Here is a 14667-nt window from a genome sequence, read left to right on the forward strand (position 1 = left end):
AGATTGCTCCGCAGGCCCCTTTTTGTCTTAAAGCTCGCAGCGCTTAAGCAGCGGCTTCTGCTTCCGAGTACTCGTCAACTTGGCTCATGTCTGGGCCTGAATCCAAACCACGAGCGTCTTCGTCGCGGTCAACAAGCTCAATGACAGCCATCTCAGCGGCATCCGATGCACGAGGGCCAGCTTTAATCACGCGGGTGTAGCCACCATCGCGGTCTTTGTAACGCTCAGCCAGAACGTCGAAGAGCTTCTTGAGCTGTGTTTCGTCCTGAAGCTTGCTCATCGCAAGACGACGGTTTGAAAGGCCGCCATGCTTTGCAAGCGTGATCAGCTTCTCGATGTAAGGACGAAGTTCTTTCGCCTTGGCGCGCGTTGTCAGGATCTGCTCATGCTTGATGAGGTTTGCCGACATATTGCGGAAGAGAGCCTTACGGTGGCCCGATTTGCGCGAAAGCTTACGCTGTGAAATTCCGTGACGCATTATTCAATTCCTTGTTCGTAAAGGGCCCGTATCAGGTAGCCCGGTACTGGCGGCGCTTCCCAATCTCTTGGAGGCGCGCCGCCGGAACCCAGTTTAGCCAAAAGGCTTAGCCGAGAAGCTCTTGTTCGAGCTTCTTAGCCATTTCTTCGATGTTCTCAGGCGGCCACCCGGGGATGTCCATTCCGAGGCGCAGACCCATAGATGACAGCACTTCTTTGATCTCGTTCAAAGATTTGCGGCCAAAGTTTGGCGTGCGCAGCATCTCGGCTTCGGTCTTTTGAACCAGATCGCCGATATAGATGATGTTGTCGTTCTTGAGGCAGTTTGCCGAACGAACGGACAGTTCCAGCTCGTCGACCTTCTTGAGAAGGTAACGGTTCAGCTGGTTGGCATCGTCCTCTTGCGGGGTCGCTGCCTGACCGATCATTTGCGACTGTGGCTGCGGAATGCCGTCTTCGAAGTGTACGAAGAGCGTCAACTGATCCTGAAGAATGCGTGCAGCATAAGCCACCGCGTCTTCAGGAGTAACCGTGCCATCGGTCTCAATTGTGAGGCTGAGCTTATCGTAGTCAAGCTCTTGACCAACACGTGCGTTCTCAACCTTGTAGCTCACCTGACGGACAGGCGAATAGAGCGAGTCGACTGGGATAAGGCCAATCGGCGCGTCTGCTGGACGGTTCTGTACCGCAGGCGCGTAGCCTTTACCCACATCAGCGGTCAGCTCCATATTGAGCGTCGCGCCTTCGTCGAGGTGACACAGGACAAGGTCCTTGTTCATCACTTCGATGTCGCCGGTCACAGCAATATCGCCAGCTTTCACAGTCGCAGGCCCCGTTACAGAAAGCTGAAGACGCTTTGGTCCCTCGCCTTCCATTTTGAGCGCGATTTGTTTTACGTTGAGGACCATATCAGTGATATCCTCACGCACGCCTGCAAGGGATGAGAATTCGTGCAGCACGTTCTCAATCTTGATCGAAGTGATTGCCGCGCCCTGAAGCGACGACAAAAGCACACGGCGCAGCGCGTTGCCCAAAGTCAGACCAAAGCCGCGTTCCAGCGGTTCGGCGACGAAAGTGGTCTTGCGCTGTTTGTCGCCACCTTCTTTGATTTCGAGAGCGTTGGGTTTCTTCAGTTCCTGCCAGTTCTTCATATTGACGGACATGGATTTCCCCTAATTCGCTTACGTTAGCGGGTTCGATTTTTAAAATTCGGGTCCAGAGCGCTCGTCAGCAACTAAGAACCCGTTGAAGGGGCGGTCGCGCACCCCTCAATCGGATTGAGCGTCTCTGGGTTAGACCCGGCGACGCTTAGAAGGACGCACACCATTGTGCGGGATTGGCGTCACATCGCGGATAGAGGTGATGTTGAAACCCACAGCTGCAAGACCGCGAAGCGCGCTCTCACGGCCTGAACCTGGGCCCTTAACTTCCACTTCCAGCGTACGTACGCCGTGCTCAGCGGCTTTTTTGCCTGCATCGTCCGCTGCAACCTGTGCTGCATACGGTGTCGATTTACGGCTGCCTTTAAAGCCCATCATACCAGCAGAGGACCAGCTGATCGCATTGCCCTGTGCATCGGTGATGGTGATCATCGTGTTGTTGAAGCTCGCATTGATGTGAGCAACACCGCTACTGATGTTCTTTCTGTCGCGCTTCCTGACTTTTCCGGGTTCGCGTGCCATGATTTTGTATTCCTTTAACTCGTCAGAAGATGCTTTTCAGACGCTAAGCGCGTCGCAAAAGACTTACTTCTTCTTGCCTGCAATCGGCTTGGCCTTACCCTTACGGGTGCGGGCATTGGTGTGAGTGCGCTGTCCGCGAACGGGAAGGCCATTACGGTGACGAAGGCCACGGTAAGAGCGCAGATCCATCAAACGTTTGATGTTCATCGCGGTATCACGGCGAAGGTCGCCTTCCACCTGATGATCAGCATCAATCGTCTCACGAATGCGAAGAACTTCCTCATCGGTAAGATCTTGCACGCGCGCGGTGTGCGGAATGCCAAGCTTGTCAGCGATTTGGACAGCCGTTGTGCGGCCAATCCCGTGAATATATGTCAGCGCGATGATTACACGCTTATTTGTGGGGATATTTACCCCGGCAATACGAGCCACTTAATTCTCCATGCTCCACAAAGGTTTGGGTGAATGGTCACCGACCTTCATCTCGACGCTAAAAACACATCGACAAATCCGCATCCTGCTTCAAACGGCAAAAGCCCGGATGGAGCGCCACATGAAACGGGCTCCTGACCGGACTGGATTCGACTCTGTCGAGTGAGAGGCGCGGATAGGGCGAGATCGCCTGTCGCGTCAACAGGCAAAGCCTCTCAGATAAGCTGTTAGTAAAACGGCCGAAAAAACGAAAACCTAATTCATGGCATCGAAAGTCGATCTCACCCGGCAAGCACGCGATGAGCGCAAAGTTAAGGAACCGACAAACAAAGCCAATGTCTGTGTCTAATTATTTGGCCCCGCTAAAACCCATTTCAAGGTTTTAGCGCGTGATTTCAGAAAGGTTCTTCTGTCTGCATCAAATAGCCGATATGTGATGAGCCACTGCAATCCGATTTTGACTGGTAGGCCCCATTTGGCCCGCTATCTTGTTCCCTCATCTTCAACGTCACCGCCGCTAAGGTCCTCAAAAGCCTCCTCAACGCTCGGCGCTGTTGCTGGCGCCTGCCCCTCAAGCTCAGTGGCCTCATCACCATCGTCAGTGGCGGCAGGCAATTGGCTTGCCAGTGCATCAAGCTCTATCGCAATGGCTTCGGCAGAACCATCAGGGGCATCAGGAGCACCATCAGAGGGCTCCTGCGGGACGTCATCAGCAAGCGTGTCTTCCTGTGCCTCGTCTGACGCCTCCTCTTGCGGCTGTGCACCCTCACCTGTTTCCACCTCGGAACCGGGCAGCTCAACAGGCCCAAGCAATTGCGCAAGCCGGGTCAACTGAATGGTCATCACCCCATCGACCGCGTTAGAGATCACCGGCACCGGGTAACGCATTTTGCCACCGACATTGTATTCCCACACTATCCGTGTGCGAGCCGCCCCATCTTCGCCCGCTTCCGCCTCGCTGATAGCAATCGTGAGAATGCCGGTGACCGGTTCGCTTTGCAAAGGCCCCAATGCGCCCGACATGCGCAAGGCAACCTCAGGATAGGCCTGGATCACCCGCATATGCTCAACGCTTCCTTCGAGCGTAAAGCCGCCATCAGCCTTTTCTGTCTCCGGAATAGTCTCGCAAAAACAGCCTCCCGCCTGAGGGGTAAGCTTGAGATTGGCGCTATTGGCCGACCATGTGTGGCTCTTATCCCACCAGCGCGCCGGGCTTATCAGCGCAAGCCAAGTGGCTTTAGCATCCGCCTCAACAACCGCCTCAGCACGGGTAATGAAATGATCGTCATGCGCCTCGACGACTTTGGCCAAGACTGGCGACGCGCACGCCGCAAATGCTGCGCCGGAAAGGGCCACTAAAGTTTGGTTGAAACGGTGCAATGCAATTTTCCTCCCACGCAGCCCGATATAGACCCACGGTTAGGAGATCAGATGCAAACTGAAAAGCCGCTTGAGGGCTGAACCTTACGATTTACCCCGCAAGGATAGCGTCAATATCGCCAGCAACCGCGTTGATGTCCGCCATGCCGTCGACCCGCTTGACGATACCGCGCGCTTCATAACCCGGCAAAATCGGTGCGGTCTTTTCGGCGTATTCCTTGTTACGCGTGCGCACCGTTTCTTCATTGTCGTCGGGCCGGCGCTTAAACTCGGTCGAACCGCAAGTGTCGCAAACGCCCTCTTTCGAAGGTTGATTGGCGGTATCGTGATAAAGCGTGCCACAATTGGCGCAGGAATACCGGCCCGTGATCCGCTCAACCAAAGCGTCAATGTCAACGCCAAGTTCGATCACATAATCAAGCTTACGCCCATGCTTTTCGAGAAGGCCATCAAGCTGTTCGCCTTGCGCCGCGGTGCGCGGATAGCCATCAAAGATCGCACCTTGATCAGCAGGCATTGCAGCCAAGTTTTCATCGATCAGGTTCGAGACGATTGCATCGGAAACGAGCTCGCCCCGGTCCATCACAGCCTTCGCTTCAAGACCAACAGGGGTCTGCGCTTTGACCGCTGCACGCAGCATATCGCCGGTCGACAATTGCTTCATGCCATGGCGTTCAACAAGCCCAGCACTTTGCGTACCCTTACCAGCCCCTGGAGGACCAAGAAGAATGATGTTCACTGATCAAACGCCCCTTTTAATCTGCGCCTCTCTCATGGGGGCACTCCCCCAACAACGCAGAAGTCTCAATGTTCGTTCCGCACAGATGCCTTAACGCATCCGGCCTTTCAACTTAGCCTTTTTGATTAAGTCGCCATATTGGTGCGCAAGCAGGTGCGATTGCACTTGGCTGATCGTATCGACGGTGACGTTCACCACAATCAGCAGGCTTGTTCCGCCAAGGAAGAGCGGAATACCAGTTTGCGCGATCATATACTCTGGAACAACGCAGACAAAGGTGAGGTAGGCCGCGCCCACAACGGTGATGCGGGTCAGCACATATTCAAGATATTCCGCCGTGCGCTTGCCCGGACGAATGCCCGGGATAAAGCCGCCGTTTTTCTTCAAGTTCTCCGCATGCTCCTCAGGGTCGAAGACAACCGCGGTGTAGAAGAAGCAGAAGAAGATGATGCCAGCTGCATACAGCAGCATATAAATCGGCTGACCGTGCTGGAGATATTGGAGCGTCGATTGCAAGACGCTGCCGGTCGTGGTCGAGGTGTCAAGCGATTGGCCTGCAAATGAGCTGATCGTGAGCGGCAAAAGCAAAAGCGAACTTGCAAAGATCGGCGGGATCACACCAGCGGTGTTGATCTTCATCGGGAAGTGCGAGCGGTCTGCTTGCATCATCCCGCGCTGTGTGGCGCGCTTTGGATATTGGATGAGAAGGCGCCGCTGAGCGCGTTCCACCCAAGAGATCAGAAGGATGAGGCCAATCACCATCACGATAAAGGCAATGATAATTCCAGCAGGGATCGATCCGGTGCGCCCGCCCTCGAACATGTTCATCGCGAACACGGGGAACTGCGCGACGATACCCGCCATAATGATAAGGCTCACCCCGTTACCAATCCCGCGCGAGGTGATTTGTTCACCCAGCCACAAAAGGAACATGGTGCCACCAACAAGGCTGATCACCGCGCCAATGCGGAACATGTAGCCCGGCTCAACCACAGCGGCAATGCCCTGCTGGCCAGCATAGCTTTCAAGACCGGTTGCAAGGAAATACCCTTGAATGGCGCACAGGAACACTGTGCCGTAACGCGTGTACTGGTTCAGCTTCTGACGCCCCGTTGCGCCCTCTTTCTTAAGAGCAGCAAGCGTCGGGTGAAGCGCGGAGGCCATCTGCACCACAATCGAGGCTGTAATATACGGCATCACACCCAGAGCGATCAGGCTCATATTCGCCAAGGCGCCGCCTGTGAACATGTTGAACATGTCAAGGATCGTCCCCTGGTTCTGCTGAGCCAGCTGGTCCAGCGCCAGCGGGTTAACCCCGGGCAGTGGCACAAAGCTCAAGAAACGGAACACGATCAGCGCACCAATGGTGAACCAGATGCGTTGGCGCAATTCGGTCGCCTGAGCAAAGTTGCCCAGGTTCATATTGCTGGCGATATTATCGGCGCGTGAAGCCATGTTTCAGATACGATCCTATGGGTGCCTTTGGGCAAACGCCCAAGGAGAAGCCAAACTGTGAGGGCCTAGATAGGAACCACTGGGCGACTTGTCGAACCCTGCGGCGCACTTTTCATCATCCCGAAGCGCTCTAGAGAGCCTTCGGGACGATAAAAGAGGCTTATTCAGCGTCCGCTGCAGCTTTCGCAGGAGCGGTCACTTCGACGCTGCCGCCGGCTTTCTCAACCGCAGCAATCGCGCCTTTAGTAGCGCCAGTGACGACGAACTTGGCTTTGGCTTTGATTTCGCCCTTGCCCAGAAGACGCACACCGTCTTTGCCACCGCGGGCTAGACCAGTCTCACGAAGAACTTCTTCGGTGATGTCTTTTTTGGCGTCGATTTTCTTTGCATCGATCCATTTTTGAACCATGCCGATGTTCACTTCCGCGTGGTCTTTGCCAAACGGGTTGTTGAACCCGCGCTTTGGCAGACGCATGTGAAGCGGCATCTGACCACCGGCAAAGCCTTTGATGGCTACACCAGAACGGGATTTTTGACCCTTTTGACCGCGAGCCGCAGTTTTGCCTTTGCCAGAACCGATACCACGGCCCACACGCATACGACCCTTGCGGGCACCATCATTGTCACGGATGTCGTTGAGTTTCATCGTTGCACTCGCTTTCGCTTTCAGAACGGCCCCACCATGGGGCAACGCGCTATTTTTCAAGGCGCAGCCGTTAGCGGGAAGTGCGCGGGGGCGCAAGGGGAAATGGGAAAGCTGAAACCTAACAAATCTTCGCTGCCCCACTGCTGACGGGCCCCGAATACACGCTACTGTCGCAAGAAAGTAAAATCTGTCTGGGTTTGGGAGCTTTCAGCAGAGCGTTCTTGCGCTGCTTCAGCCACAGCGAGACCCCCTGCCTCGCGCTGCGCTGCTTTCTCGCGCTCAAACTTGGCCCGGTCCTGTGCCGACTTGCGTCATCGTTCGGCCAACTGCCGCCAGGTTCTCTCAGCCCGAAGGTTGCCGCAAGGCAGCATGCCCTGCGGTCGTCGCGTCAAATCGTGAAATGAAAGGAAGTCGTCGTCAGGTTTACGCCGGGGCCAACAAAGGCAAGCGGCGGTCGTTTAAAAATCGAAGTCGGTCGCAAACCTCGACGTCAGCTCTCGCGCCAAAGCAGCATTCACGCAAATCACCGAATTCTAAATTGAGTTGGATGATTATTGTGTCCGTTTTCGCCCTCAAAAGATCGCACCTTGCGACTGGGCATCTTGGCAGGTTCCGCCATTAGCGCCCACCGCGCATACGTGCGATGAAAAGAGTGAGTGCGCGGTATAGGCTGAACTCCATTGCCCTGGAGAACTGTATTGCCTATGCAATACAGTAATACATCTCAACGAGGGCGGGAATCTATGAAAAAGATGCTATTGTTAACCTTTCTGGCCCTGGCAGTCCTAGGCTCTGCGCTCGCCTCGTGCGCCTATTTTACCGATAGAGGACGATTAACCACCGAGCCACAGTTTGCAGACCTCGCCGTTCAGTATGCTGATGGCATGCTGCGCTCCCCTGCCCATCCGCAGGCCAATTTTCGTGTGAGTTCAGACTATGACTATCTAGGCGGCCAAAAATTCACTTTGTATGGGGCAGCCGATGTCGAACAGCACTTCTTTGTGAAAACCTCGGGCGATGGCATGATTGAGAACGCTCTACTCTTTCAATTTGAAAGCGTTAGAGAAGGCGTGGATTGGCAATATGACTATTCGGACTCTGAACTGCGCTCCACCATCGGCGGGCTCGACTTTTTTACGGACATGGCCCCGCATTCTCTTCACCTTGTTTTTCCGGGTGGCCGGCCAGGTAGCGATTTCTACCTTGAGCAGAATTTCCTGCGATCAAAGGGCTATCGCTACCCAAAGAATTATGTCTGGGCGCGGCTGGTACATTTGCCAACGCAAGATAAGCGTCACGAACTTCTGGTCGTCTTCACTGAAAACCTGAAGCCCAAGGGATTGACCCGCGCTGACTTGGAGCAGTCAGGTGACCACGCTGACAAATGGCCGTCAATTGCGAGAAAGCATCTCGAAAAGCTTGAGAGCGTTTTGAGCATACGGGCACAAGAAGCAGACAGCGCTTCAGATGCGCGATGAGCATCTGAAGCGCTAACACAGCGATCTTCCCTACTCCCGAAAAACCCCAATCGCATACTGACACGGCTCCCTGTCGCAGCGGATCATCTTCACACGGATGATTGTTGTCACTTCCTCGTCTGGGTTGAGCTCGACGATCGGGATTGCATCTTCAGCTGTGTCGCTGGCAATTTCCGTCCCGTCCACTTTATAAACGCCGATATCAATATCAGTGCATTGGGTATCACAAAGCGCGACCACCAGCTGCCTTCGGCCCGGCCCTAGCAGATAAGTAAACCCGGTTGATTTCCCGCTATCAAGTACTCCGCCAGTCGTGGCACGCGTAGTACGAAACCCGCGTCCTTTGGCGATATTGGTGACTTCACTCAGAAGTGCATCAAAATCCCCTTGAGGCCGCATTGGCTCCCGGCACCCCGTAGCAGGGCAAAGAATTGCTGGCTCATTTTCAATCTGAGAAGCGCAGCCCGATAGGCTGATCCCCATTGCCACAAAGGCAACCGCCCCCAACGTCCCAGAATGCTTCAAATTTTCAGTCCCGTACCGTTTGAACGGCAAGACAGGAGCGTAGCACTCTCCCTTCTCAAGAGCCACCCTAGTGATCTCTTGCGAAAGCAGGAGTCCAACTTCAGCCTTCGATGATAGGCTCCTGCTTTCGCAGGAGCGCACAAGGGTTTGCCAGAGAACCACCCCCCAAACGCAAGCGGGCCCGCCATGCGGCAATCGCATGACGGGCCCGTCTTGAATGTCGCTATCGACTAAAACTTAGTCAACAACAGTCACCAGATGCGGGATCTTGGCGATCGCGCCGCGCACTTCAGGGGTGTCCTGACGTGTCACGACTTTGTGCATCTTGTTGAGGCCAAGACCGATAAGGATCTTACGCTGGCTCTCTGGACGACGGATCGGCGAACCGATCTGTTTGATTTTAATGGTAGCCATGATGAATTACTCCACTACTGCCGCAGCGTCGACCGCCGCTTCAGCTTCGCTGGCACCGCCGCGACCCAAAAGATCGGCAACTTTCTTGCCGCGACGCTGAGCCACTGACTTGGGTGAAGTCTGGTCGCTAAGCGCGTCGAAGGTTGCGCGGATCATGTTGTATGGGTTCGACGTACCAACCGACTTGGTCACAACGTCAGCAACGCCAAGGCTCTCAAACACAGCACGCATCGGACCACCGGCGATGATGCCAGTCCCCGGAGGCGCTGTGCGAACGGTGACCTTGCCCGCACCAAAACGGCCATTGCCGTCATGGTGCAGCGTGCGGCCTTCTTTCAAAGGAACGCGGATCATCTTCTTGCGAGCAGCGGCAGTTGCCTTAGTGATCGCCTCAGGAACCTCACGCGCTTTACCGTGACCAAAGCCGACACGGCCCTGACCATCGCCAACCACTACGAGAGCTGCAAAGCCGAAGCGCTTACCACCCTTAACCGTTTTGGAGACACGGTTGATGTGGACGAGCTTCTCGATGATGCCGTCATCTTCCTCTTCGCGCTTGCCACGACGATTGTCACGGCCACCACGACCACGGCCACCGCCACGGTTGTCATTACCGCCGCGACCACGGCCACCGCGTCCGCGCTGTTGCTCTTCAGCAGGCGCTTGCGTTTTGGGCTCTTCGGTTGGTTGAGCAGAAGGCTCTTGCGCTGCCGACTGATCTTCAGCCGCCTGCGAAGGCGTTTCAGCTACAGCTGGCGTTTCGGTTGCAGCGGTTTCGGTCGCTGCCTCTTCTGGTTTCTTGTCGTCAGCCATCATTAGAACTCCAGCCCGCCTTCACGAGCGGCATCGGCCAGCGCTTTCACGCGGCCATGAAACAGGAACCCGCCGCGATCGAACACGACAGTGGTCACGCCAGCCTTTTTGGCAGCCGCTGCGATGTCTTTACCCACTTGGGTAGCGGCATCGACATTGGCGCCTGAAGCCTTCGCACCAAGGGTCGAGGCGCTTGCCACGGTTTTGCCCGCGGCATCGTCGATGACCTGTGCGTAGATGTGGCGACCTGTGCGGTGCACCGAAAGGCGTGGCTTGCCACCTGAGCGAGCCCGCAAAGCGGTCCGCACACGGCGACGGCGACGTTCAAAGAGAGATAGTTTTGCCATCTTACTTCTTCTTCCCTTCCTTGCGGAAGATATACTCGCCGCGATACTTAATACCCTTGCCCTTGTAAGGCTCAGGCTTGCGCCACTTGCGGATTTCAGCAGCAAACTGGCCAACGGCCTGTTTGTCGGTGCCGGAAACCTCAACAGTGGTCTGATCGGGCGTTTTCACTTCGAGACCTTCTGGAACAACCAGATCGACGTCGTGGCTAAAGCCAAGCTCAAGCTTCAAGGTTTTCCCTTGCGCCTTTGCACGGTAACCAACACCGGAGATCTCCAAAGTCTTGGAGAAACCATCAGTCACGCCTTCAACCAGGTTAGAGACCAGCGTGCGCTGCATGCCCCAGAAGGAACGCGCTTGCTTGCTGTCATTAGCCGGTGTCACAGCGATTTCGCCGTCTGCGATCTTATATGTGATCAGGTCAGACAAGCCCATCGAAAGAGTGCCCTTAGGCCCCTTCACGCTAAGCGTGCCTTCCTTGATCTCTGCCGTCACACCCGCAGGGATGCTGACCGCTTTTTTACCAATGCGGCTCATCAGAAGACCTCCGCAAGAACTTCGCCGCCGACCTTGTTTTCGCGTGCTTCAGCATCCGAGAGGACACCGCGCGGGGTCGAGACGATGGTGATACCAAGGCCGTTGCGCACAGTCGGAAGTTCCTGAGAACCCGAATAGACGCGGCGGCCCGGCTTTGAAACGCGAGCGACGTGCTTAATCGCTGGCTCGCCTTCGAAATACTTCAGCTCAATGCGAAGCTGTGGGTGCTTACCCGAAGCATCGTCGGAATAGCCACGGATGTAGCCTTCGCGCTGAAGCACTTCGAGAACGTTTGCACGCAGCTTTGACGCTGGGCTTAGGACGCTGTCCATTTTCGCCCGTTGGCCGTTGCGGATGCGGGTGAGCATATCACCCAGTGGATCGGTCATAGCCATCTGTTAGCTCCTCACCAGCTCGACTTGGTAAGACCAGGGATCATGCCCCGGTTGCCGAGGTTACGAAGCTCGATACGGTTGATGCCGAACTTACGGTAATAGCCGCGTGGGCGGCCGGTGGTGGCGCAGCGATTGCGCACGCGGGTCGGATTCCCGTTGCGGGGAATCTCAGCCATTTTGAGGCGGGCCATCAGGCGCTCACCTTCATCAAGGCTTTCATCGTCCGCGATAGCTTTCAGCTTCGCGTACTTCGCTGCGTACTTCTCAACGAGTTTCTTACGTTTCTCGTTCTTATTGATCGAACTCAGTTTCGCCATTGGACTTAAGCTCTCTTCCTATTGAATTGCTGACATGAAGGAACGGCTTAAGCCGCCTCCTTCGCTTCGCCTGCCTCACCCTGGAAGGGGAAGCCGAACAAACGCAAAAGCTCACGAGCTTCTTCGTCGGTCTTGGCGGTGGTGGTTACGATAATGTCCATACCCCGGACCTTGTCGATCTTGTCGTAGGAGATCTCTGGGAAGATGATCTGCTCTTTGATGCCCATGGCATAGTTGCCACGGCCGTCAAACGACTTGGGGTTGAGGCCACGAAAATCTCGAATACGAGGCATCGCGATTGTGACGAGACGGTCGAGAAATTCGTACATGCGCGCACGGCGAAGGTTCACCTTACAACCAATGGGCATGCCATCGCGCAGCTTAAACTGAGCGATTGATTTCTTAGCCTTAGTGATAACCGGCTTTTGACCAGCAATCAGCGCCATTTCTTCAGCAGCAACCTGGATCTTTTTCTTATCCTGGCTTGCCTCGCCTACACCCATGTTGAGGGTGATCTTCTCAATCTGAGGGACTTGGAGACGGTTGGTATAACCAAACTTCTCAGTCATCGCCTTGACGATCTCGTCCTCATATTTAGACTTAAGACGCGGAGTATACTCAGCCATCGATGACCTCCCCACTCTTTACAGCCACACGAACCTTCTTGCCGTCTTTTTCTTCAAAACGAACGCGGGTTGGTGAGCCATCTTTAGGATCAGCCACAGCAACCTTTGAGATGTCCATCGCAGCGGGGAAACGCTCGATACCACCTTGCGGGTTGGTTTGGCTTGGTTTGCGGTGACGGGTCGCAACGTTCACGCCTTCAACGATGACTTTGCCATCTTTCGGCATGACTTGCTGGACAGTGCCCTTGCGGCCCTTGTCCTTGCCCGACAATACGACGACTTCGTCGCCCTTTTTGATCTTTGCAGCACCCATCTTAGAGCACCTCCGGAGCAAGCGAGATGATTTTCATGAAGCCTGCACCGCGAAGTTCACGAACGACTGGGCCAAAGATACGTGTACCGATGGGTTCGTTCGACTTGTTCACCAGGACAGCTGAATTGCTGTCGAAGCGAATGACGCTGCCGTCTTTACGACGAACGTCCTTCTTGGTGCGCACGATGACGGCGCGGTGTACGTCGCCTTTTTTCACCTTGGTGCGCGGCTGGGCCTCTTTAACCGAGACCACGATCACGTCGCCAACGGAGGCAAACCGGCGCTTAGACCCGCCCAGTACTTTAATGCACTGGACGCGCTTTGCGCCGCTATTATCCGCGACGTCGAGATTGGATTGCATCTGGATCATGGATCCGTTTCCTTCTCTTGGCTTGCTGGGACACCCGACTGTGACCGGGGCTCAGCAGTTCCTCGTCAATTAGTTACCAGCTGCCTCGACATCGAGATCAGCTTCAACCGCTTGAACTCCACCAGCCACAACACGGTCCTTTACGACCCATGTTTTGGTTTTGGAGATCGGCTTGGTTTCTTCAATACGAACGATGTCACCAACAGTGAATTCGTTGGTTTCGTCATGCGCGTGATACTTCTTCGAGCGGCGGATGATCTTCCCGTACAACGGGTGCTTCACCTTACGCTCGACCAGAACGGTCACGGTTTTGTCGGTTTTGTCAGAGCTGACAGTACCGGTAAGAATACGCTTTGGCATCGTCTACTCCTATGCTTTCGCAGCAGCTGCAGCACGCTCATTTTGGAGCGTTTTGATCTGAGCGATCGTGCGGCGCACTTCTTTGATGCGTGACGGCTTCTCAAGCTGGTTCGTGGCAGCTTGGAAACGCAGGTTATACTGCTCGCGCTTAAGCTCGGTCAGGTCAGCAGAAAGCTGATCGTCGGTTTTAGCGCGCAGATCTTCAGTGGAAGCCATGGTCATTCACCTCCCAAGTGCGAGGTGTCGCCAAAACGGGCAACGACCTTGGTTTTGATCGGCAGCTTCATTGCGGCACGCTCAAACGCGAGCGCCGCAACGGGGCCTGGTACGCCATCAAGTTCAAACATGATGCGTCCTGGCTTCACGCGGGCAGCCCAGTATTCAACCGAGCCTTTCCCCTTACCCTGACGAACTTCGGCAGGCTTCTTAGAAACCGGCACATCAGGAAATACGCGGATCCACAGACGACCTTGACGTTTCATCGCACGAGTGATCGCACGGCGAGCCGCCTCGATCTGACGAGCAGTGATACGCTCAGGCTCAAGCGCTTTGAGACCATAAGAGCCAAAGTTCAGCGTAGTGCCGCCCTTTGCATCGCCCTTGATCTTGCCCTTGAAGGCCTTGCGATATTTAGTTTTCTTTGGTTGCAGCATTTTTCAATTACCTCAACGAGCAGGACGCACGCCGGAAGTCTGAGCTTCCATCATGAGACGATCCTGCGCGGTTGGATCGTGAGCGAGGATCTCGCCTTTGAAGATCCAAACCTTGATACCGATGATGCCGTAGGCGGTAAGAGCCTCGGTTTCAGCGTAATCAATGTTTGCACGCAGAGTGTGGAGCGGCACGCGGCCTTCGCGGTACCATTCAACGCGGGCGATTTCAGCACCACCCAGACGGCCACCACATACGATCTTGATGCCTTCAGCACCCAGACGAAGAGCCGACTGAACAGCGCGTTTCATCGCACGGCGGAAAGCCACACGGCGAATAAGCTGATCAGCGATACCTTGAGCGACGAGCTTAGCGTCGATTTCCGGCTTGCGGATCTCAACAATGTTCAGCTTCACTTCGCTGCCGGTCATAGAAGAAAGCTTGGCGCGCAGCTTTTCGATGTCTGCGCCTTTCTTACCGATGATCACACCAGGACGAGCCGCGTAGATCGAAACCCGGCAAAGCTTTGCTGGACGCTCAATCACAACCTTCGAGATCGCTGCCTGTGGCAGGTTCTTGAAGATGTACTTACGGATCGTGATGTCTTCTTTCAGGAGCCCCGCATAGTCACGCCCTTCAGCGTACCAGCGGCTATCCCAAGTGCGGTTGATCTGAAGACGCAGACCAATTGGATTACTCTTCTGACCCATGG

At 55.1% G+C, this 14667-nt stretch carries 23 protein-coding genes; 1 reads left to right on the plus strand and 22 read right to left on the minus strand.

The genetic code is table 11. The annotated features are described in order from the left end of the window. Positions 1–43: 43 nt before the first annotated feature. The 8 genes from rplQ to rplO all read right to left on the minus strand — a co-directional run bounded on the left by rplQ (position 44) and on the right by rplO (position 6811). Complete coding sequence (gene rplQ / locus AC0V61_RS00490) at positions 44–478, minus strand: 50S ribosomal protein L17 (RefSeq protein WP_486155291.1); 435 nt, start codon at positions 476–478, stop codon at positions 44–46. 106 nt (positions 479–584) lie between these two features. Beyond that, positions 585–1640: a DNA-directed RNA polymerase subunit alpha gene (locus AC0V61_RS00495; protein ID WP_486155293.1), complete on the minus strand. Its 1056-nt coding sequence runs from the start codon at positions 1638–1640 to the stop codon at positions 585–587. A 129-nt stretch (positions 1641–1769) separates the two neighbouring features. Beyond that, a complete protein-coding gene (gene rpsK, locus AC0V61_RS00500; RefSeq protein ID WP_348156238.1) occupies positions 1770–2159 on the minus strand; it encodes a 30S ribosomal protein S11 in 390 nt (129 codons plus the stop codon). 63 nt (positions 2160–2222) lie between these two features. After that, the gene (gene rpsM, locus AC0V61_RS00505) at positions 2223–2591 is read right to left on the minus strand and encodes a 30S ribosomal protein S13 (RefSeq protein ID WP_486155294.1); all 369 of its coding nucleotides are present in this window, start codon (positions 2589–2591) and stop codon (positions 2223–2225) included. A 483-nt stretch (positions 2592–3074) separates the two neighbouring features. Beyond that, positions 3075–3902, minus strand: coding sequence for an SRPBCC family protein (locus AC0V61_RS00510; RefSeq protein WP_486155295.1), 828 nt, complete (start codon positions 3900–3902; stop codon positions 3075–3077). 160 nt (positions 3903–4062) lie between these two features. Next, a complete protein-coding gene (locus tag AC0V61_RS00515; protein ID WP_486155296.1) occupies positions 4063–4710 on the minus strand; it encodes an adenylate kinase in 648 nt (215 codons plus the stop codon). Positions 4711–4800: 90 nt separating this feature from the next. Then, complete coding sequence (gene secY / locus AC0V61_RS00520) at positions 4801–6165, minus strand: preprotein translocase subunit SecY (RefSeq protein WP_486155297.1); 1365 nt, start codon at positions 6163–6165, stop codon at positions 4801–4803. Positions 6166–6325: 160 nt separating this feature from the next. After that, on the minus strand, positions 6326–6811 hold the full coding sequence (gene rplO / locus AC0V61_RS00525) for a 50S ribosomal protein L15 (protein WP_486155298.1): 486 nt from the start codon (positions 6809–6811) through the stop codon (positions 6326–6328). 743 nt (positions 6812–7554) lie between these two features. On the opposite strand from rplO, the gene AC0V61_RS00530 reads away from it, so the two are divergent. Beyond that, on the plus strand, positions 7555–8289 hold the full coding sequence (locus AC0V61_RS00530; protein ID WP_486155299.1) for a hypothetical protein: 735 nt from the start codon (positions 7555–7557) through the stop codon (positions 8287–8289). A 30-nt stretch (positions 8290–8319) separates the two neighbouring features. On the opposite strand, the gene AC0V61_RS00535 is transcribed toward AC0V61_RS00530, so the two are convergent. The 14 genes from AC0V61_RS00535 to rpsC all read right to left on the minus strand — a co-directional run bounded on the left by AC0V61_RS00535 (position 8320) and on the right by rpsC (position 14665). Continuing rightward, positions 8320–8688, minus strand: coding sequence for a hypothetical protein (locus AC0V61_RS00535; RefSeq protein ID WP_486155300.1), 369 nt, complete (start codon positions 8686–8688; stop codon positions 8320–8322). Positions 8689–9051: 363 nt separating this feature from the next. Next, a complete protein-coding gene (rpmD, locus tag AC0V61_RS00540; RefSeq protein WP_298304244.1) occupies positions 9052–9228 on the minus strand; it encodes a 50S ribosomal protein L30 in 177 nt (58 codons plus the stop codon). Positions 9229–9234: 6 nt separating this feature from the next. After that, positions 9235–10044 carry a 30S ribosomal protein S5 gene (gene rpsE, locus AC0V61_RS00545; RefSeq protein WP_486155302.1) on the minus strand — a complete coding sequence of 270 codons (810 nt, stop codon included), beginning with the start codon at positions 10042–10044 and terminating at the stop codon, positions 9235–9237. Next, a complete protein-coding gene (rplR, locus tag AC0V61_RS00550) occupies positions 10044–10388 on the minus strand; it encodes a 50S ribosomal protein L18 (RefSeq protein ID WP_486155303.1) in 345 nt (114 codons plus the stop codon). The genes rpsE and rplR overlap by 1 nt, the downstream gene beginning before the upstream one ends. A gap of 1 nt (position 10389) precedes the next feature. Next, on the minus strand, positions 10390–10923 hold the full coding sequence (gene rplF / locus AC0V61_RS00555) for a 50S ribosomal protein L6 (RefSeq protein WP_486155304.1): 534 nt from the start codon (positions 10921–10923) through the stop codon (positions 10390–10392). Continuing rightward, a complete protein-coding gene (gene rpsH / locus AC0V61_RS00560; protein WP_486155305.1) occupies positions 10923–11318 on the minus strand; it encodes a 30S ribosomal protein S8 in 396 nt (131 codons plus the stop codon). The genes rplF and rpsH overlap by 1 nt, the downstream gene beginning before the upstream one ends. A gap of 11 nt (positions 11319–11329) precedes the next feature. Continuing rightward, positions 11330–11635: a 30S ribosomal protein S14 gene (gene rpsN / locus AC0V61_RS00565; RefSeq protein WP_486155306.1), complete on the minus strand. Its 306-nt coding sequence runs from the start codon at positions 11633–11635 to the stop codon at positions 11330–11332. Between the two features lie 47 nt (positions 11636–11682). Further along, positions 11683–12261, minus strand: a complete 579-nt coding sequence (rplE, locus tag AC0V61_RS00570) for a 50S ribosomal protein L5 (RefSeq protein WP_486155307.1) — start codon at positions 12259–12261, stop codon at positions 11683–11685. Further along, positions 12254–12574: a 50S ribosomal protein L24 gene (gene rplX, locus AC0V61_RS00575; RefSeq protein WP_486155308.1), complete on the minus strand. Its 321-nt coding sequence runs from the start codon at positions 12572–12574 to the stop codon at positions 12254–12256. The genes rplE and rplX overlap by 8 nt, the downstream gene beginning before the upstream one ends. A gap of 1 nt (position 12575) precedes the next feature. Beyond that, positions 12576–12944 (minus strand): 50S ribosomal protein L14, encoded by a 369-nt coding sequence (gene rplN, locus AC0V61_RS00580; protein ID WP_486155309.1) that lies wholly within the window; start codon positions 12942–12944, stop codon positions 12576–12578. A 69-nt stretch (positions 12945–13013) separates the two neighbouring features. Beyond that, positions 13014–13304, minus strand: coding sequence for a 30S ribosomal protein S17 (gene rpsQ / locus AC0V61_RS00585; RefSeq protein WP_486155310.1), 291 nt, complete (start codon positions 13302–13304; stop codon positions 13014–13016). A gap of 9 nt (positions 13305–13313) precedes the next feature. Next, complete coding sequence (gene rpmC, locus AC0V61_RS00590) at positions 13314–13520, minus strand: 50S ribosomal protein L29 (RefSeq protein ID WP_486155311.1); 207 nt, start codon at positions 13518–13520, stop codon at positions 13314–13316. Positions 13521–13522: 2 nt separating this feature from the next. After that, positions 13523–13957: a 50S ribosomal protein L16 gene (gene rplP, locus AC0V61_RS00595; RefSeq protein WP_486155312.1), complete on the minus strand. Its 435-nt coding sequence runs from the start codon at positions 13955–13957 to the stop codon at positions 13523–13525. A 12-nt stretch (positions 13958–13969) separates the two neighbouring features. Beyond that, complete coding sequence (gene rpsC / locus AC0V61_RS00600; protein ID WP_486155313.1) at positions 13970–14665, minus strand: 30S ribosomal protein S3; 696 nt, start codon at positions 14663–14665, stop codon at positions 13970–13972. Between the last annotated feature and the right edge of the window lie 2 nt (positions 14666–14667).

It is taken from the genome of Erythrobacter sp. JB1-4 (genome assembly GCF_057365025.1).